Raw genomic sequence first — 19455 nt, 5'->3', positions numbered from 1 at the left:
TCCGGTAGGTCAGGTCAGCGCGTCGTCGACACGCGGAAGATCAGGCTGTGGTGATAGGGATGCGTCGGATCGACGCGCGCCGACCCGAAGGCGGGCTGGTTGGGCGTGTCGGGAAACTTCTGCGGCTCGAGCGCGATGCCGTCGCTCATCCGGTACAGATGGCCCTGCTTGCCGATCAGCGTCGTGTCGAGGAAATTGCCGGTATAGACCTGCACGCCGGGTTCGGTGGTGAGCAGTTCGAGCACCCGGCCCGATGCGGGATCCTCCAGACGCGCGGCGAGCTCCGGCGTCCTGGTCAGCCCCTTGTCGAGCACGAAATTGTGATCATAGCCGTGGCCGAAGACGATCTGCGGATCGCGGCCGTCGCGCACGCCGTCGGACAGGATGCGCCCTCGGGTGAAGTCGAACACGCTGCCCGCGACCGGTTTCAGCTCGCCGGTCGGGATCAACCGTTCGTTGACCGGTGTGAAGCGCGCGGCGGGGATGGTCAGCCGGTGGCCGAGCACGTCGACGGGCGCGCCTTCGCCACCCAGGTTGAACAGCGCGTGGTTGGTCATGTTGACCACCGTCGGCGCGTCGCTGGTCGCGTCGAAGTCGACCGTCAGCGCGCCGTGATCGTCCAGGCTGTAGGTGACCTGCACCTTGAGCGTGCCGGGATAGCCCTCTTCGCCCGCCGGGCTGGTCCGCGCGAGCGTGACGCTCGCCTTCGCGCCCTGCTTGATGCCAACCACGCGCCAGGCCTGCTTGTCGAAGCCCTTGGGCCCGCCGTGCAACGCGTTGGTCTTGTCGTTCCTGGTCAGCTGATAGGTCTTGCCGTCGAGCGTGAAGCTGCCGCCGGCGATCCGGTTGGCATAGCGCCCGATCGTCTGGCCCCAGTAGTTCGGGTGGTCGACATAGTCCTGCAGCCGGTCGTAGCCGAGCGTGATGTCCGCCATCTTGCCGGTGCGGTCGGGCGCGTTGAACGCCTGCAGCAGCGCACCATAGCTGACGATCCGCGCACTGACGCCGTCCGCGCCGGTGAGCGTCACCGCCTCGACCACGCTACCGTCGGCGAGCTTGCCCCAGGGCGCGCGCTCGGCCTTGGCGGCATGGGCGGTCGCCGGCAGCATCGCGCCCGCGACCAGCGCCCATCCAGCCGTGGTAGCGATACCCCTCATGTTCCACTCCTGCACGTCGATGATTTTCCGTTGACCGGTCGCGGTAAATTTAGTCAGACATATCGAAAGAACGCAAGCGCGACGAGCCCTGCCGACGCGCGACAAGGAGAGACTGATGGCCGGACCGCCGCTGAATGCCACCCCGACGGGCACGGCCACCACCGGGGAAGCACCGACCTCGTACCGGTCGGCGCTGACGCTGCTTGCCAGCCTGTTCTTCATGTGGGGGTTCATCACCGTCATCAATGGCACGTTGCTGCCGCATCTGCGCAGCGTGTTCGACCTGTCCTACACGCAGACCACGCTGATCGAATCGGTATGGTTCATTGCCTATTTCTTCGCCTCGATCCCGTCGGCCAAGCTGATCGAGCGGATCGGCTATCAGCGCTCGATGGTCGTTGGGCTCGGCATGATGGCGGCCGGTGCGCTGGTGATGGTGCCGGCGGCACGGCTGCCATCCTATGAAGTGACGCTGTTCGCGCTGTTCGTGATCGCGAGCGGCATCACGCTGCTGCAGGTTGCGGCCAACCCCTATGTGGCCGTGGTCGGCAGCCCCGAGACCGCGTCGTCGCGGCTCAACCTGGTGCAGGCGTTCAACTCCGCCGGCGCGACGCTCGCGCCGTTGTTCGGCGGCTACCTGATCCTCGGTCGCACGACCTCGGGGACGGCCGCCGCCGGTGCGGCTGCGCTGACGCCGGCGGAAAAGCTGGCCGACGCGCAGTCGGTCGTGCTTCCCTATGTGATCGTCGCCGTGGTGCTCGCAGTGCTGGCGGTGGTGATCGCGCGCTTCCCGCTGCCGGCGATGGGTGCCGCCACCCGCCGCAGCGCCAAGGCCGATCGCAAGGGCCATTCGCTCTGGGCGCACCGCAACCTGGTGTTCGGCATCCCCGCGATCTTCATCTACCTGATCGCGGAGATCGGCGTCGGCAACCTGTTCATCAACTTCGTCTCGCAGCCCGAGATCGGCAACCTGACGCACCAGCAGGCGTCGAACTACCTGTTCCTGCTCTGGGGCGGAATGATGGTCGGCCGGCTGGTCGGCGCGTTCGTGATGCAGAAGATGGAGGCCGGTCACGCGCTCGCGATCGCCAGCATCGGCGCGACGATCGTGATGCTGATCGCAGCGGTGACCACCGGCCATGTCGCGATGTGGGCGCTGATCTCGGTGGGGCTGTTCCATTCGATCATGTTCCCGACGATCTTCACGCTCGGCATCCGCGACCTGGGGCCGCTGACCGAGGAGGGCTCGGGCCTGCTGATCATGGCGATCGCGGGCGGTGCGCTGGTCGTGGTACAGGGCTGGCTCGCAGACAGCTACGGGCTGCAGGCCTCGTTCTTCCTGACCGCGGCGTGCGAACTGTACGTCCTGTTCTACGCGCTCTGGGGGTCGAAGCCGGTGGTGCGCGGCGGGCTGAGCTGAGGCGCCCTTATGCCGTCACCCCAGCGCAGGCTGGGGTCTCCCGCGGCTGGCCATGCGGCCCGAACCGGGAGATCCCAGCCTGCGCTGGGATGACGGTGGTTACGAACGCAGACGCGCCACCGGTACCGGCAGCCCGGGCACCTCGACCTCGAACATGAACACACCGCCCGCCAAGGGCTGCTCGGCCAGCTCCGCCTCGGTCAGATCCGCCTTCGCGGTCGTCGCATAGGCCGTGCGCAGGTCCGGCCCGCCCAGTGCGACCTTCGTGACGTTCGCGCAGGGGAAGCGCACCTCGCGCAGCAGGCTGCCGTCGGGCGCATAGCAGCGCGCGCACCAGCCGCCCCAGATCCCGACCCAGACATTGCCCGCGCTGTCGGTGATCGCGCCGTCGGGATTGCCGTGGTCGGGATCGATCCGCACGAAGTCGCGCATCGCGCCGGGCTCGCCGTCCGCATCGATCGTCACCGCGTGGAGGACGCCGCCCGCGGTATCGACATGGTACAGCGTGTCGCCACCCGGCGCGAAGGCCGGGCCGTTGGTGATCGGGACCGCGGGAATCGCCGTCGTCGTCACCGCCGCGCCGTCGAACCGGTGCAGCCGCCCGGTCGGCAGCTCGCAGCCATCGTCCATCGACCCGAACCAGATCGTCCCATCGGCGTCGACCGTCGCGTCGTTGAGGCGGTTGCCCGGCAGATGCGGCTCGACCTCGGCCAGCGGCGTGAAATCGCCCGTCGCGGGATCGAACGTCGCGAGGCCGGTCTGTAGCCCGGCGATCATCCTGCCCCCCTCGGCAGGCAGCACCCAGCCGACCTGCGCGGGCGCCGGCCAGCTTTCGACCGCGTCGGTCGCGGGATCGAGCCGGTGGACACGGTGCTGCTTGATATCGACGAACCACAATTGCTGCGCGGCGGCATCCCAGACGGGGCCCTCGCCGAGCGTCATGGCTCCCTGCCAGACCGTCCTGACCGCTTCTTCCATCTCGCCTCTCCTCGTCGCACCGTTCGTGCCCATATTGCTGGCGGCGCGGCGACTGCCTATAGCCAATGATTAGTCAGACAGAACAGGTGAGAGCGATGACCGACGGTACCAACACGCAATTCGATGCGATCGAGGCGCTCACCGGCAAGCCGATCGCCGCCTATTCGGTCAGCACGCTGGACGACGTGGCCGCTGCCTGCGCCGCTGCCGACGCCGCGTTCGACGCCTATCGCGCGACCGACGCCGAAGCGCGCGCGACCTTCCTCGAGGCGATCGGCGAGGAGATCGTCGCGCTCGGCGACGCGCTGCTCCAGACCGCGCACCGCGAGAGCGGCCTTCCGCTCGCACGCCTGACCGGCGAGCGCGGCCGCACCGTCGGCCAGCTGAAGCTGTTCGCCGATGTCGTGCGCGCCGGCCTCTGGCGCCAGGTGCGCCTCGACAGCGCACTGCCCGACCGCGCGCCGCTGCCGCGCTCCGACCTGCGGATGCGGATGATCCCGCTCGGCCCGGTCGCTGTGTTCGGCGCGTCGAACTTCCCGCTCGCCTTCTCGACCGCGGGCGGCGACACCGCCGCCGCGTTCGCCGCGGGCTGCCCGGTGGTGGTCAAGGGTCACCCCGCGCATCCCGGCACCGACGCGATGGTCGCCGGCGCGATCCGCGCAGCCGCCGCGCGCACCGGCATGCCCGACGGCGTGTTCGGCCATGTCCGCGGGCCGAGCAACGACCTCGGCACCGCGCTGGTCCAAGACCCGCGAATCGCCGCGGTCGGCTTTACCGGCTCGCGCCGCGGCGGCCTCGCGCTCGTCCAGCTTGCGCAAGGCCGCCCCGTCCCGATCCCGGTCTATGCCGAGATGTCGAGCATCAACCCCGTCGTGCTGATGCCCGCCGCACTCGCTGCGCGCGGTGCGGCGCTCGGCACGGCGTTCGTCGGATCGCTGACGATGGGCTCGGGGCAGTTCTGTACCAACCCCGGCCTCGTGCTCGCGATCGAGGGTGAAGGCTTCGACGCGTTCGTCGATTCGGCGGTCGCCGCGATGACCGGTCACGACCCGCAGCCGATGCTGACCGGCGGCATCCGCGAGGCCTTTGCTACCGGTACCGCAGCGCTCGCCGCCAACCCCGCTGTCACGCAGGTCGCCGCCGGCCTCGAAGGCGACGGCATCGCGCGCGAGATGGCGCGGCTGTTCACCACCGACGCCAGCGCGTTCCTGGCCGATGCTGCGCTCGGCGAAGAGGTATTCGGCGCCTCGTCGCTGGTCATCCGCTGCCGCGACCTGGACGAAGTGAAGCAGGTGCTTCGTTCGCTCGAGGGGCAGCTGACCGCGACGATCCAGCTCGACGCCGACGACCACGCCGCCGCTGCCGAACTCGTGCCCTTGCTCGAGCGGAAGGTCGGCCGCATCCTCGTCAATGGCTGGCCGACCGGCGTCGAGGTCAGCCACGCCATGGTCCATGGCGGTCCCTTCCCCGCCACCTCGGACGGGCGCTCGACCTCGGTCGGCAGCCTCGCGATCGACCGCTTCCTGCGGCCGGTCTGCTACCAGGACCTGCCCGCGTCGCTATTGCCAGCGGACGTGCGCGACGGCGCCGCCGGTCCGAAGCTGGTCGACGGCACGCCTGCGTGAACGCAAGGACGATGGGCGCCTATATCGCGGTCGATTGGGGCACCACCAATCGCCGCGCCTATCTGATCGATGCGGGCGGCGCGGTGCTCGACACCGTCCGTGACGACCGCGGCGTGCTGGCGATCGAGCGATCGGAGTATCCGCGCGAAGTGGCCGCGTTGCGCGAGCGGCTCGGCGCGCTGCCGGTGATCGCGGCGGGGATGATCGGGTCGACGCGCGGCTGGGTCGACGCCCCCTATGTGCCCGCGCCCGCCGACCTCCCCGCGCTCGTCGCGGCCCGCGCGGACATCCCGGGCGAGGATGTTGTGATCGTGCCGGGCGTCTGCCTGACGGGTCCGCGCAGCGACGTGATGCGCGGCGAGGAGGTCCAGGTGCTCGGTGCGATCGCCGCAGGGCTGGCGCCCGCCGACGCGCTGTTCTGCCAGCCCGGCACGCACAACAAATGGGTCCACACCGTGGGCGGCCGGATCGTCGACGTCTCGACCGCGATGACCGGCGAGCTGTTCGCGTTGCTCCGCGGCAACGGCGTGCTCAAGGGGATGCTCGACGGCGACGTCGCCGATGGCCCTGCGTTCCGTGACGGGGTCGCGCGCGGCGCAGGCGCCACCGACCTGCTCGTCGCGCTGTTCGAGGTGCGCGCGGGCGTCCTGCTCGGCGCGCTGCCGGCAGACGACGCCGCATCCTTCGCCAGCGGCGTGCTGATCGGTGCCGATGTCGGATCGCGCAACCTGAGCGACCGTGACGTCCATCTGCTTGCGAGCGGTCCGCTCGCCGATCTCTACGCAGCGGCGATCCGCCTGCGCGGCGGCCGCGTCGTGGCCGTCGACAACCAGGCCGGCTTCCTCGCCGGCATCCATGCAATCTGGGGACTGACCCGATGACCGATCCTGCTGCAAGTTTCGCAAAAGCATTCGCCGCCTGTCCGCTGGTCGCGGTCCTCCGCGGCCTGACCCCGGCAGAGGCGCCCGCGATCGGCGACGCGCTGGTCGATGCGGGCTTCACGCTGATCGAGGTCCCGCTCAATTCGCCCGATCCGTTCGACAGCATCGCGCTGCTCGCCAAACGGCTGGGCGACCGCGCGATCATCGGCGCCGGCACCGTGCTGACCACCGCCAACGTCCAGCGCGTTGCCGATGCCGGCGGCACGCTGATCGTGTCCCCCAACACCGACACCGACGTGATCCGCGCGAGCGTCGCCGCCGGCCTAATCTCGCTGCCCGGCTATTACACCCCGTCCGAAGGCTTCGCCGCGCTCGCGGCCGGCGCGCACGGCCTGAAACTCTTCCCCGCCGAGGGCGCCGCGCCCGCCTATCTCAAGGCGCAGCGCGCGGTGCTGCCGAAGGAGACGAAGGTGCTCGCGGTCGGCGGCATCACGCCCGAGACGATGCAGCTCTGGCACGACGCCGGCGCCGACGGTTTCGGGCTCGGCTCCAACCTCTATCGCACGGGCAAGTCCGCCGCGGACGTCGCGCAGGACGCGGGCCGGTTCGTCCAGGCCCTCAAGGAGATCGCATGATGGCCCAACGCCTGCTCCAGCATCGTGACGCCGCAGGCAAGCGCCGGGTGATCTTCGCCGATGACGACGCCGCGCATTTCCTGTCCGGGGTAGAGACCACGCTCGAACTCGCCGGGGCCGCGATCGCCGAGGGCGCGACGCTCGCCGCCGCCGCGCAGGCGCGACTGACCGACGAGACGGTCGACCTCGCCGCCGAACTCGCCGCCGAACTCGCCGCCGGGCGGCTGCTCCCCGCGATCGACCACCCCGATGCCGCGCGGCTGATGCTTGCGGGCACCGGGCTGACGCATCTCGGCTCGGCGTCGGGCCGCGACGCGATGCACAAGGCCGCCGCCGAGGGCAAGCAGACCGATTCGATGCGCCTCTTCCTCGAAGGCATGGAGGGCGGTCGCCCCGCGGCGGGCGAAACCGGCGCGCAGCCCGAATGGTTCTACAAGGGCGACGGCCAGTCGCTGGTCGCCCCCGAAGCGCCGCTCAACGCGCCGTCATTCGCGCTCGACGGCGGCGAGGAACCCGAACTCGCCGGCATCTACCTGATCGGCGACGACGGCACGCCGTTCCGCCTGGGCGTCGCGCTCGGCAACGAGTTCAGCGACCATGTGACCGAGCGCCACAACTACCTCTGGCTCGCGCATTCGAAGCTGCGCCAGGCATCGCTCGGGGCCGAACTGCTGCTCGGCACGCCCCCCGCCGACGTGCGCGGGACCAGCCGGATCGTGCGCGACGGGACGACCGTCTGGGAGAAGCCGTTCCTGACCGGCGAGGACAACATGTCGCACGCGCTCGGCAATCTCGAGGGGCATCACTTCAAATACGCGCCGTTCCGCCGGCCCGGCGACGTCCATGTCCATTTCTTCGGGACGGCGACCTTGTCGTGCGCCGACGGGTTCCAGACGCAGGCGGGCGACGTGTTCGAGATCGAGGCGGCACCGTTCACGTTGCCGTTGCGTAACCCGCTCGCCTTCGCCCCCGAAGCCGCCGTCGCAGTGCGCGCGCTGTGAGCGATCCGATCCGCCTCGCAGTCGTCGGCATGGGCAAGATCGCGCATGACCAGCATCTGCCCGCGATCCGTGACAATGCCGAGTTCCGACTGGTCGCGACGGTCAGCCGCCACGGCGAGGCGACCGATGGCCTGCCCTTTTTCGCGTCGATCGACGAGCTCGCGGCGAGCGGCCTCGCGGTCGATGCCGTCGCGCTCTGCACGCCGCCGCAGGTGCGCCGGTCCATCGCGATGACCGCGATCGCCAAGGGCTGGCACGTCTTCCTCGAAAAACCGCCGGGCGCGACGCTCGCCGAAGTCGTCACGCTGTGCGACGCCGCCGATGCCGCCGGGATCAGCCTGTTCGCCAGCTGGCACTCGCGCTACGCCGCCGGGGTCGAGCCCGCGCGCGCCTGGCTCGCCGAGCGCACGATCACCAGGGCGACGATCACCTGGCGCGAGGACGTCCGCGTCTGGCACCCGGGGCAGCACTGGATCTGGGAGCCGGGCGGGTTCGGCGTGTTCGATCCGGGCATCAACGCGCTGTCGATCGCGACCCGGATCCTGCCGCACGCGTTCTTCGTCGAGCAGGCCGAACTCGACGTGCCCAGCAACTGCGCCGCCCCGATCGCCGCGCGCGTCGACTTCCGCGATACGCAAGGCACCGCGATAGCGATGGACCTGGATTTCCGCCAGGAGGGCCCGCAGAGCTGGGACATCGTCGTCGAGACCGATGCGGGTACGCTGACGCTCGCCAAGGGTGGCGGCGAGCTGTCGTTGCCGGGCGGCGAGACGCCGGCCGGCACCGCGCTGCATGGCGAATATCCAGGCCTCTATGCCCGCTTCGCCGAGATCGTCCGCGCCGGCACGTCGGACGTCGACGTCGCGCCGATACGGCTCGTCGCCGACGCCTTCCTGCGGGGGCGGCACATTCCGGTAGACCCCTTCGTCGAGTAGGATGACCATGCCCAGATTCGGACTTCGCCTTACCGTCGCCCTGCTCGCCGTCGCCGCGGTCGCACCGTCGAGCGCGAAGGCGCCTGCCACGCCGCCGCGCATCTTCATCGCGAGCGATTCCACCGCGCAGGACTACAAGCCCGATAAATATCCGCAGTCGGGCTGGGGCACGATGCTGCGCTGCGCGGTCGATCCGGGCATCGTCATCGAGAACCGCGCGATCGGCGGGCGCAGCACCAAGAGCTTCATGGCCGAGGGGCGGCTCGACGCGATCGCGCGCGACATCCGTGCGGGCGACACGCTGCTGATCCAGTTCGGGCACAACGACGCCAATATGGCGAAGCCGGAACGCTATACCCCGATCCCGGACTATGAGAGCAATCTGAAGCGCTTCATCGGTGTCGCCACCGCCGCTGGCGCGCATGCGGTGCTGCTGACGCCCGTCACGCGCCGCGCCTTCGCCGGCGGTCATCCCACGCGCAGCTTCCCGACCTATTCGGACGCCGCCAAACGAGTCGCCGCGGAGACCGGTACGCCGATCATCGACCTCGCCGCGCTGTCCGAACGCTGGATCGAAGGGGTCGGCCCGGAGGACTCCGCGCGTTATTACCTGCACTACAAGGGCGCGGCCGGAGCCCCCGGCTATCCGAACGGGGTCGACGACGACACGCATTTCAGCGAACTCGGCGCCCGCCGGATCGCGGATATCGTCGCGACCTCGCTCAGCGAGCTGACGCTGCCGATCGCCGCGCACGTCCATGGTGACCGCCCCGCACTGACCCGCGCCGACCCTGCCGGCGGACCGGCCTGCTGAGATGCCAGATACGATGATCGACCGCCGCACCCTCATCGTAGCGTCCCTAGCCGCCCCGCTCGCGACGACGCTCGCGAGCCCCGCCGGCGCGGCGCCCGCGCCGTCGCGCTTTCCGATCTGGCCGGGTGTCGCGCCGGGGATGCCGACGCCGCCCGTCGTCGATGCCTTCGTCAAGCGATCGCCGACCGGCGCGCCCGACGACATCGCTTGGCCGCACGTCGCGACGCCGATGCTGACGGTGTCGCCGGCGGCGGCACCGACCGGTGGCGCGGTGCTGCTGATTCCGGGCGGCGGCTATTCGCGCGTCGCGGTCGGCCGCGAGCCGGGGTCGGTCGCGCGCTGGTTCGCCAGCCAGGGCATCACCGCGTTCGAGCTGCTCTATCGCCTGCCGCACGATCACTGGGCGGCCGGACCCGATACCGCGCTGCAGGATGCGCAGCGCGCGATGCGCGTCATCCGCGCGCGCGCCGCGACCTGGGGGATCGACCCCGCCTCGGTCGCGACGATCGGCTTTTCGGCGGGCGGCCACGTCACCGCACGGCTCGCGTCGCGCGCGTCGCTCGGGACCTATGCGCCGGTCGACGCCGCCGACCGGCTGTCGGCGCGGCCGGTCGTGGCAGGTCTCATGTTCCCGGTGATCACGATGACGGGGCCGCTGGCGCACGCGCAGTCGAAGCGCGAATTGCTCGGCCCCAACCCCGACGAGGCGACCGCGCTGCGCTATTCGGCGGAACGCGACCTGCCCGCCGACATGCCGCCGACCCTGCTCGGCCACGCCGCCGACGACGCCACCGTCAAGGCCGCCAACAGCATCCGCATGTTCGAGGCGCTGCAGGCGGCCGCGATCCCGTCGGAACTCTATATCATCGAGAAGGGCGGCCACGGCGCACCGCTGCTCAAGCCCGACGGGTCGGCGAACCTCTGGCTGGAGCGCTACCTGCTCTTTGCCGGACGGCATGGGTTGAAGGTCCGCGCCTGACGCCACCGCCGCCCCTCACCCGTCACCCCAGCGAAGGCTGGGGTCTCGTGCGGGAGGGCGTCCGGCCCGAACCGGGAGATCCCAGCCTTCGCTGGGATGACGGGAGGGAGGGGCCCCTCCCCATTCCCGGGCGTTACTTTACGTCCTCGGTCTCCATCGGCTCACCCAGATAGAACCCCGTATGCGGCGGCTGGTTGTACGCGGTGTTCTGCCACGCGACGCCCGCACGATAGACCGGATCCTGCGTCAGCGTGACGTAGCGATGCGTGGTCGGGAACGGCGTCGTGTAGATCCGCAGTTCGCGATTGTCCGCGCTGCGCCACACCACCTCCTCGCGCCAGTCGCCGATCAGGTCGGCCTGCAGCGTCGGGTTCGCCTTGGTGCCGTTGTCCGACGCCATGCCCTCGCCCTTCAGCAGCGTCGTCGCGGTGCCGGTCCGCCAGTCCCATTTGCTGATCGTCGTGCCGTCGAGCAGTTCGCGCAGCCGGTCGCCATCCCACCAGATCGCGAAGTTGGTCTGGCGCGGATGCGGGCCGATCGCCTTGCCGTGGACGTCGAACAGGTCGGGCGAGTTCGATCCCCACATCTCCTCGCCGAGATGGCGCGGGTCGATGTCCGCGGACAGCCCGCGGCCGGTGTCGGTCTCGGCCGGCTTTGTCCACAGCACCTCGCCGGTCCGCGCGTCGAGCAGCGCCGATCCGATCCCGCCGTTGCGCTTGACCTCCTCGTGGACGCCGAACTTCTCGAGCCCCGGGCGAGAAGGATCGAGATCGCCGACATGCATCGCATCACCGTGGAACAGCGGCTGCGTCCACAGCCCCTTGCCGGTGTCGTCGATCGCCATCGACCCGTAGATCACCTCGTCGCGGCCGTCGCGGTCGACGTCGGCGATGCTCATCTGGTGGTTGCCGCGGCTTGCATAGTCGGCATTGCCCGGCGCCGAACTGTCGAAGGTCCAGCGCTTGGTCAGCTTGCCGCCGCGATAGTCCCAGGCGGCGACGACAGTGCGCGCATAATAGCCGCGCCCGAACACCATGCTCGGCAGCCGCCCGTCGAGATAGGCGGTGCCGGCGAGGAACCGGTCGACGCGGTTGCCGTAGCCGTCGCCCCAGACGCGGTCCATCTCGTCATAGCTCGGGGTCAGGCTGGCCGAACGCGGCGGATCATAGGCCGCGGTCGCCAGCGCGCGGCCGGTGCGGCCGTCGAACACGGTCAGGAACTCGGGCCCCTTGATGATCCGCCCTTCGAGCGGCGCGACCTTGGTGCCGTCCGCCAGCACCTTCGCGCCGGTGCGGTCGCGCTGCGGAACCTCGCCCTCACGCCCGCGCCAGTCGGCCTTCGCGTCGCCGATGATCGTGCCGACGCCGTCGACGGTGGCGTCGGCGGTCTTCATCGCGACTTCGGCGCGCCCGTCGCCGTCATAGTCCGCGACCTGGAACTGCGTGTAGTGCGCACCCGCGCGAATGTTGCGACCGAGATCGATCCGCCACAGCCGCTTGCCGTCGAGCGTGTAGGCATCGACGAAGACGTTGCCGGTATAGCCGGCCTGGCTGTTGTCGTGGCTGTTGCTCGGATCCCATTTCAGGATGATCTCGTAGCGCCCGTCACCGTCGAGGTCGCCAACGCTCGCGTCGTTGGCGTTGTAGCTGTAGCGCTCGCCCGACGGTGTCACGCCGTCCGCCGGCGGGGTCAGCGAGATCGAGAGATAGCCGGGCTTCCACACCGTCGCGGTGCCGAGCGACGCCCGCGCGCCCGCCATACGCACCGAATAGCGGCCAGTGCCGTCGCCCTTCGCATCGACGAAGTTGGTCGAATCGCTCACCGGCGCCGGCGAGATCTTGCGATCGTCGCGGTAGACATCGAACCGCGCGCCCTTGGGATCGGCCTGCAACGAGCGCCAGCTGACCAGTACGCCGCCTCCCTGCGCCGGGACCGCGACCACGCCGCGATCCAGCCGCTCGGTCACGCGCGCGGCAGAAGCTGCCGCTGCGACGAGGGTCGGCACGAGCACCGCGCATGCCCCTGCGAGCCACAAACCCCTGGATATGCCGTTCTTCATGCTGCCTCTCCTGTGATGCGATTCCGTCACACTTGCTGCCATATCGTAGCAGGACTTTAATTTTTCCAATCTATATTATTGCATTCCATATGTTGGCAACATAAACGATCCGTCATACCGCGTCGCCAGACATGCGGGTCGACGCCGCCGACGGTTCGGACACGGCGTCCAGAGGGGATCGACATGACCGACGCTCAGAATTTCACCGCATCCCGTTCCACGTCGCGCCGCATCACGCGCGCGGTATGCGGAACGACGTCGTCGATGGCGATCGTCCTGGCCTGTGGCATTGCCGGCATGGCGAGCGCGCAGACCGCCGCCCCGACCACGACCCAGACGCCAGCGGCGACGCCGACGGTGACCCCGCAGACCCAGCCGCAGCCCGAAACCGCCCCCGCGCAGGCCGACGCCGCCGCGTCGCCGTCGTCGGCCGCAACGGTCGAGCCCGACCCCGCCGACATCATCGTCGTCGGCACGCGCGCCTCGCTGCAGTCGGCGATCGCGCGCAAGCGCAACGCCGGCACCGTGGTCGACTCGATCGTCGCCGACGATATCGCCAGCTTCCCCGACAAGAATGTCGGCGATTCGCTCGCCCGCGTCACCGGCGTCCAGCTGAGCCGCGACTTCGGCGAGGGCACGCAGGTCTCGATCCGCGGCGTCGAGCCCGACCTCAACCGCATCGAGATCAACGGCGTCACCCAGGCGAGCGCCGAAGGGAACCGCGCCGGCGACTTCCGCGAGCTCGCGACCGAGCTCGTCAAGTCGATCGACGTCTACAAGGGCTATTCGGCCGACCTGACCGAAGGCGGCCTCGGCGGCACCGTCAGCATCGAGACGCGGCGTCCGCTCGAGCTGAAGGATCCGCTCGCCAGCCTGGTCGTCTCCGCGCAGCATCTCGAAACGCGCGACAACTGGCGCCCGCGCATCACCGCACTCGTCGGTACGCCGCATTTCCTGATCGATGGTCTCGGCGTGCTGGCCAACGTCACCTACGAGAACAAGCAGCTCCGCCAGGACTATATCAGCAACACCAACTGGCGACGGATCGCCGATTTCGACCGGTCGAACGAGAAGACCGTCGCCAACGCCGACTATGCCAATTTCAACACCTATGCGAGCTGCGCCGGTGTCGGCGGTGCCAACGCGTCGGCCGCGACCGCGCGTCGCCTCGCCTGCGAGACGCAGTTCTTCGACTGGGTGCCTACCGTGCCCCGCCTGCGCCAGCGTCGCATCGACGACCAGCGCGTCTCGGCCGACTTCCAGGTCCAGTATGAGTTCGCGCACAATTTCCGCGCGTTCGGCGAGGCCGTGCTCAACAACCGCAAGCAGCAGTTGAACGACGTCAACTACTCGCTCGACCTGTCGCGGTTCGAACGCTTCAACTACGACGCCGCGCTGCCCGCTGGCCTGAACGGTGGCACCTCGCGGCCGCAGATCGCCGCCGGTACGTCGACCAGCGAGAACCATGTCGTCACCAGCGTGCAGACCGCGCTCAACTCGGTCAATGTCGGCACCGCCGCCGCCCCGAACTGGAACGGCGCCAGCAACATCCTCAGCGTCCAGCGCCGCGACTTCTCCGATGACCAGCGGACCCGCTACTATTTGACCGGCTTCGACTGGGACGTCGGTGATCTCAAGCTGAAGGGCCTTGCGTCGCACTCGACCGGCCGGACGATCCGCGACACCAACCTGATCTCCTATTCGACCGGCATCAGCGGCGTGACGGTTGATCGCCGCAACGATCTGGGCGTGCCCGTCTTCGTATTCCCCGAGAATTTCGATCCCGCCTCGACCTCGGCCTATGTCCGCCCGGGCGGCGTGAACGCCGCGGGCCGCCAGGCTGGGCCGACGGTGCAGTATCGCCCCGAGGACAAGAACAACAGCGAAGACCAGCTGAAGCTCGACGCCGACTGGGAGACGCACCTGCCGTTCCTGACGAGCATCGAATATGGCGGCCAGTTCCGCTGGCAGAAATACGAAAACTATAACGGCGGCGGCACGCGCCTGTTGACGCCAGCGGTCTCGGCGAACCCGTCGACTGGCGCGGCGGCCGTTCCGGCGGTGTATCAGACCAGCGCGAACGTATCGTACACGACGGTCGTGACCGACACGCCACCCGCGGTGCGGTCGCCCAACACCTATTACATGAGCCAAGCGCAGTACGCGCAGTTCATCGCGAGCAACAGCGGTGTCCTGCCGGGCGCACCGCTGTTCACCAACCTGCAGGGCGCACCCGCCGGCTTGCCGTCGCAGCTGTCGATCCCGAACTTCAACGCTGCCAATCTCGGGACGATCTACGACCTGTCCGGGTTCGACCAGGACCTAGTCCGTAGCGCCGACGGCCAGTCGCAGATTCCCGCGGTGTTCATCAAGGAAAAGGTCGCCGCCGCGTATCTGAAGGGCAATTTCGAACAGGAACTGCTCGGGATGCGGCTCACCGGCAATGCCGGCCTGCGCTACATCAAGACGGTCGACGAGGGACGCGGCACCAATATCAGCCGCCAGACCCGGATCCGTCCGGGCACCGGCGTACCCGGGATTCCGGCGGTCATCGAAACCGTCGTCCTCGGTGCCAACGCCCTGTCGCTGAGCAACAGCTACACCGACTGGTTGCCGGCGTTCAACGCGGCGCTGGAGATCACGCCCAACCTGACGTTCCGCGCCAACTGGGCAAAGAACCTCGCACGTCCCAAGCCGACCGATCTGGTGCCGAACATCAACTGCCTCGACGATACGACGGTCGACATCACCGGTCTCCAGGATGCGTGCACCTCGGGCAACCCCGACCTCGTGCCGTACCGTGCCGATCAGTGGGAGGTGAACCTGGGCTGGTTCCCCAATCGCGATACCGCGGTCAGCATCGGCTATTTCAAGAAGTATGAGTCGAGCTTCATCATCTCGAACGTGACGCGGCCAGACGTGAACCTGTTCCAGGACGGCACGCTGTTCACGGTGCGTCAGCCGGTCAATGGCTTCGGCGCGCTGCTCGACGGCATCGAGGCGAGCGCACAGACCGCGCTCACCTTCCTGCCCGCGCCGTTCGACGGTTTCGGCGCCAGCGGCAACGTCACCTATGCACGCGCGATCCGGACCAACCTGACCAACGTCGCGACCGGCGAGCCGCTCAACGACTATCCCGGCCTGTCGAAGTGGACCGCGAACGCCAGCCTCTATTATGACAAGGACTGGCTGAACATCCGCGTGAACTACAACTACCGGTCGAACTGGCTGGTCACGGTTGCAGACGTCAACTTCGACAACAGCCCGATCTACCGCCGCGCCGAAGGCTATATCGACGCCAAGGTGACGTTCCGCTTCCCCGAGCAGCATACCCAGCTGTTCATGGAAATGCAGAACATCAACAAGGAGTCGTCGAAGAGCTACATCGACAAGGCGCGCCCCGTCGAATATTACTATGCCGGCCAGCGTTTCTTCGCGGGCTTCCAGCTCAAGTTCTAACTCGGACCCGTGCCCGGTCCTGACGGATCGGGCACGTTGCGGCTGTCGGCACCCCGACGCGCAGTCGCTCGCTATGGCCAGGCCCCGTGCCTGGCCTTTTTTTGGGATCAGAGCCGCAGCGACGTGACGGTGACGTTGCGGATCCGCAAATGGCTCTTGGTCGTGCGCAGCCCGAACAAGCCGCTCGTATAGGGGGCGGGATCGGTCAGCGCGAACAGCGGCTTGCCGTCGCGCTCGACCGCGATCCGGCTACCATCCGCGATCAGCCGCACGTGCATCCAGACGTTCGGCGTCAGCATGTCGCCCGGCGCTTGCCTGTCGTCCTGCGGCCGGAGCGGTCGGTCTCCGGCACGCCCGATATAGCGCCGGAATCGCGTCGTCGTGTTCCGGTTGCCGCCGATGCCGACATAATAGGTTTCGAGCCCGTCATAGCTGGCGAACGCGCCGTCACGGGGGCGCAAGGTCGTCGTGCCCGGGTCGCGCGCCATCCAGAACGCGTTGACGTCGCTGACCGCGTCGTTCGCGCCGCCCGCCGATACCGCCATCACATCGTAATCGATCCGGACCGGGCCACTCAGCCGCTGGCGGTACCAGAGCGTGACGCCGTCGGGCGATTGGACATCGATGACGCCACGCTGGATCGACACCTTCGCGCTGCCCTTGTCGGCCTCGATCCGCCACTGAGGCGACCCGTTGCGCGCATCGCCCGCGCTCGCACTGACAAGCAACGCCAGTACCATCCAGCGCATCATGGCGCGCCGTCCATAACCTGTGCGAGCAGCACGAGGTTCGCCGTCGCGGTCACGCCCCATTGCGCCGCGTCATTGGTCGAGACTTCGGTGATCTCGTCGACGGGTTTCAGCACCGCAGCGCCCTCGACACGGTGCGCCGCGCGCGACTGGTCGCGCCCCTCGCGGTCGCCGGTCCCGGTGAACTCCGCCCAGGCCCGCCGCGCCAGCGCCGGATCGTTCCGCTCGCGCGCGGCATAGGCGGTGAAGCGCGAATGCGCCTGGCGCAGGCCGCGTCCCTTGCCGCCGGACCCGGTCTTCGCGCGGAACGCGGCGTCGGGCGCGTTGTAGAAGGCGCAATAGTCCAGCCACGCCTCGCGATAGGCGGGCACGTCGAGCAGTTGCAGCAGCTCGGCGGTGATCTCGAACACACCGAACACACCGTTCAGGTGGCTGAGGCTCACCTGGTCGGCTTGCCCCATGAACCGTCCGGTCTTCAGGTCGAACGGCGCGCCGCCGGTGAACCATTGCTTGGGCAGCGCCGCGATCGACTCCATCCCCGCGACGATGCGGTCGCGCCAGCGCGTGTCGCGCGTGCGCTCCCATTCGGTCAGCCACGCACCCAGCATCGATCCCCAGACGGTGCCGAACTGCACGAACACCTGCCCCGCGGGCAACGCGGTCGTCGTCGCCACCGCGGACGCGCCGCCGGGGGGCAGCGAGCCTTCGTCGCGCGCGCTGACCTTCCGGCCGATATTGACGGTCTGCAACGCATAGTCGCTGTCGACCAGCGCGCGCATCAAGTCGCCCGAGCGTTCGTCGGTGGTCATGTAGTAATAGAAGCGCTTGAACGCGGCGTTCGAGACGCGCTGCTGCTTCGAACTGTCGCCCCAATGCTGCACGCCGTGGCGCGTCCCCAGCCCCTTGAAGCGCCCGACATGATAGACGTCGACCTCGCTGGTATGCCGCGTCATCGCCTCGGCCATACGGAACAGGTCGCCGCGCCCGGTGCGCAGATAGGCATACCACAGCCACAGATCGGTCGAGAGTTCGCTATTGTCCCAGGCGAACCCGCCAATGTCGTAGCGCCAGACATGACGGTCGTTGTCGTAGCTGTGCATGACGTCGCCATAGTTCCAGAACCCGTACCAGCGGCGCTGGTCGACCTGGCCGACGTAGAAGTCGAGCTCGCGGGTGCTGCGCGTCTCGATCGTCGCGCGCGCGGCGCCGCCACCGGCCCGGTCCGGTGCCCAGATGCCGAACAGCCCGGCCTCGTGGATACGCTGCGGCGTCGCGACCAGCCGCGGCGGATGCGCGACCAGGACCGCCATGTCGACCAGCGCGTCGCGCGAGGGCGTCGCGTCGAGCGCCCAGAGCCGGAACTCGGTCGTCCGCGCGATCCCGAGCGAGTCGCCCCAGCCCGGCTCGTAATCCTCATAGGTGATGTCGAGTCCCTGGTTCTGCCGGACGTAATCCGTCATCCCCATCTCGTCATGGTAGAAGCGCAGGTCCATCGCCGGCGCATCGGGCGCATGATACCAGATCGTGAAGCGCGCAGTCTCGCTCGCCGCATCACGGATATCGAGCCGGACCGGCGGACGCTGCCAGAAATCGCCCATCCCGAACGCCACGCCACCGCTCGGGGATCCGACATAGCCGAGCCCCGGCGCGCGCCCCGCGGTATCGACGTCGATCCAGCCATGCCCGGGCTTCGTCCGCTTGGTGATCGTGAAGCCGTCCGAATTGGGCTGGCGCAGCGTGAAGTCGCCCCAGGCGGGGATGTAGCGCAGTTCCCCGCGCACGTTGGCGGGCATGCCCGCCTCGGCCGGCGTCCGCAGCCCCGCCACCTGCGCGTCGCGGAACGCCTTGCCCGGATCGCGGCGCAGGCCCGTCAGCGGCCGCACCGCCTCGGCCCACAACCCGCCCTTTTCGCCCGCGAAGCGGACATGGCGGTCGTGCGGCGCATCCGACATCGGCACGTCGCCGGTCAGGCCGAGCCCGCGCACGAAAACCTTTGCCGGATCCCCGTCGAAGATCAGGCTGTGGACGATCCGCACCGACTGCGCGCCGGCGTGGAAATAGAGCCGCAGCGAAAACGGCATCGTGCCCGCGCCGTGATGCCCGTCGACCTTGATCACCGCGCGCAGCGGCCCGCGCTGCTCGATCGTCGCCGCCGTGATCATCCCCACCGCGCGCGTCATCGCCGGCGGCGTCCCGCCCTCTCCGTCGTCAAGGTCGGGGCCGTCCTGCACCGTCGCGACCAGCTTCACGTTACGCATCGTCTCGCGCGTGCCGACGCTGGCCGCGACGATGATCGCCTCGCCGCGCCGCCCGATCCGCCACTGCCGCGTGCCGACGCTCACGACGATCGCGTCCGCGGTCTCTCGCACCGCGACCGGCATCGCCGGTCTGGCGCCGGCACCCGGCTGCACGCGCAAGCCAGTCGCGCGCCCCGCATCGGCGGCGATCGCATGGCCCGTCCACTTGATCGATCCGTCCGGCCAATAGGCCATCGGCCAGGTCTGCACCGCCTCGGTCCCGAGCCGATAGCCCTTCGCTAGCCGCGTGCCTCGCGGCCAGGGCTGGCCCCAGCTCTGTCCCTCGTGACCGGCCGGCGGTGCGCCGTCGAGCCAGTGGACGTCGCTGTCACTCTGCGCCCGCACCGGTTGCACGGCGGCGTCGACCGCGGCCGGGACCGCCGCCAGTCCGCCGGCCATCGCGGTGGCGGAGAGGAAGCTGCGGCGGGTGATCGGGCTGTCGGTCATGGCACTCTCCTGCATGCGT

At 69.0% G+C, this 19455-nt stretch carries 14 protein-coding genes; 9 read left to right on the top strand and 5 right to left on the bottom strand.

The features are described from left to right. Positions 1 to 14: 14 nt before the first annotated feature. On the bottom strand, positions 15 to 1157 hold the full coding sequence (locus tag FSB78_RS17875) for an aldose epimerase family protein (RefSeq protein ID WP_147083879.1): 1143 nt from the start codon (positions 1155 to 1157) through the stop codon (positions 15 to 17). Positions 1158 to 1272: 115 nt separating this feature from the next. Here FSB78_RS17875 and FSB78_RS17870 point away from each other — a divergent pair, with 115 nt between their 5' ends. Then, the gene (locus tag FSB78_RS17870) at positions 1273 to 2577 is read left to right on the top strand and encodes a sugar MFS transporter (RefSeq protein WP_199743219.1); all 1305 of its coding nucleotides are present in this window, start codon (positions 1273 to 1275) and stop codon (positions 2575 to 2577) included. 99 nt (positions 2578 to 2676) lie between these two features. Here the strand turns inward: FSB78_RS17870 and FSB78_RS17865 are convergent, their stop codons facing one another. Further along, entirely contained in the window at positions 2677 to 3555 is an 879-nt protein-coding gene (locus FSB78_RS17865) for an SMP-30/gluconolactonase/LRE family protein (RefSeq protein ID WP_147083878.1), read from the bottom strand. A gap of 95 nt (positions 3556 to 3650) precedes the next feature. On the opposite strand from FSB78_RS17865, the gene FSB78_RS17860 reads away from it, so the two are divergent. The 7 genes from FSB78_RS17860 to FSB78_RS17830 are packed head-to-tail and all read left to right on the top strand — an operon-like array spanning position 3651 to position 10425. Next, the gene (locus FSB78_RS17860; RefSeq protein WP_242008381.1) at positions 3651 to 5180 is read left to right on the top strand and encodes an aldehyde dehydrogenase (NADP(+)); all 1530 of its coding nucleotides are present in this window, start codon (positions 3651 to 3653) and stop codon (positions 5178 to 5180) included. Positions 5181 to 5191: 11 nt separating this feature from the next. Then, positions 5192 to 6061, top strand: a complete 870-nt coding sequence (locus tag FSB78_RS17855) for a 2-dehydro-3-deoxygalactonokinase (RefSeq protein ID WP_147083876.1) — start codon at positions 5192 to 5194, stop codon at positions 6059 to 6061. Beyond that, positions 6058 to 6696, top strand: a complete 639-nt coding sequence (locus tag FSB78_RS17850) for a 2-dehydro-3-deoxy-6-phosphogalactonate aldolase (RefSeq protein WP_147083875.1) — start codon at positions 6058 to 6060, stop codon at positions 6694 to 6696. Before FSB78_RS17855 ends, FSB78_RS17850 begins: the two co-directional genes overlap by 4 nt. Continuing rightward, positions 6696 to 7697 carry an AraD1 family protein gene (gene araD1, locus FSB78_RS17845; RefSeq protein ID WP_199743306.1) on the top strand — a complete coding sequence of 334 codons (1002 nt, stop codon included), beginning with the start codon at positions 6696 to 6698 and terminating at the stop codon, positions 7695 to 7697. The genes FSB78_RS17850 and araD1 overlap by 1 nt, the downstream gene beginning before the upstream one ends. Then, positions 7694 to 8632, top strand: coding sequence for a Gfo/Idh/MocA family protein (locus FSB78_RS17840; RefSeq protein ID WP_147083873.1), 939 nt, complete (start codon positions 7694 to 7696; stop codon positions 8630 to 8632). Before araD1 ends, FSB78_RS17840 begins: the two co-directional genes overlap by 4 nt. A 7-nt stretch (positions 8633 to 8639) precedes the next feature. Then, positions 8640 to 9446, top strand: a complete 807-nt coding sequence (locus tag FSB78_RS17835; protein ID WP_147083872.1) for a rhamnogalacturonan acetylesterase — start codon at positions 8640 to 8642, stop codon at positions 9444 to 9446. A 1-nt stretch (position 9447) separates the two neighbouring features. Then, positions 9448 to 10425: an alpha/beta hydrolase gene (locus FSB78_RS17830; protein ID WP_242008380.1), complete on the top strand. Its 978-nt coding sequence runs from the start codon at positions 9448 to 9450 to the stop codon at positions 10423 to 10425. A gap of 133 nt (positions 10426 to 10558) precedes the next feature. Here FSB78_RS17830 and FSB78_RS17825 read toward each other — a convergent pair whose 3' ends face one another. Further along, the gene (locus FSB78_RS17825) at positions 10559 to 12484 is read right to left on the bottom strand and encodes a rhamnogalacturonan lyase (RefSeq protein WP_199743218.1); all 1926 of its coding nucleotides are present in this window, start codon (positions 12482 to 12484) and stop codon (positions 10559 to 10561) included. Between the two features lie 183 nt (positions 12485 to 12667). On the opposite strand from FSB78_RS17825, the gene FSB78_RS17820 reads away from it, so the two are divergent. Beyond that, positions 12668 to 15943, top strand: coding sequence for a TonB-dependent receptor (locus FSB78_RS17820; protein WP_242008379.1), 3276 nt, complete (start codon positions 12668 to 12670; stop codon positions 15941 to 15943). A gap of 107 nt (positions 15944 to 16050) precedes the next feature. On the opposite strand, the gene FSB78_RS17815 is transcribed toward FSB78_RS17820, so the two are convergent. After that, positions 16051 to 16695, bottom strand: a complete 645-nt coding sequence (locus FSB78_RS17815; protein ID WP_147083870.1) for a DUF6250 domain-containing protein — start codon at positions 16693 to 16695, stop codon at positions 16051 to 16053. Next, a complete protein-coding gene (locus FSB78_RS17810) occupies positions 16692 to 19436 on the bottom strand; it encodes an exo-rhamnogalacturonan lyase family protein (RefSeq protein WP_147083869.1) in 2745 nt (914 codons plus the stop codon). Before FSB78_RS17810 ends, FSB78_RS17815 begins: the two co-directional genes overlap by 4 nt. Between the last annotated feature and the right edge of the window lie 19 nt (positions 19437 to 19455).

The organism is Sphingomonas ginsenosidivorax, from assembly GCF_007995065.1.
In the GTDB taxonomy this organism is placed as follows: Bacteria; Pseudomonadota; Alphaproteobacteria; order Sphingomonadales; family Sphingomonadaceae; genus Sphingomonas; species Sphingomonas ginsenosidivorax.
This window is presented reverse-complemented; position numbering and strand designations above follow the sequence as displayed.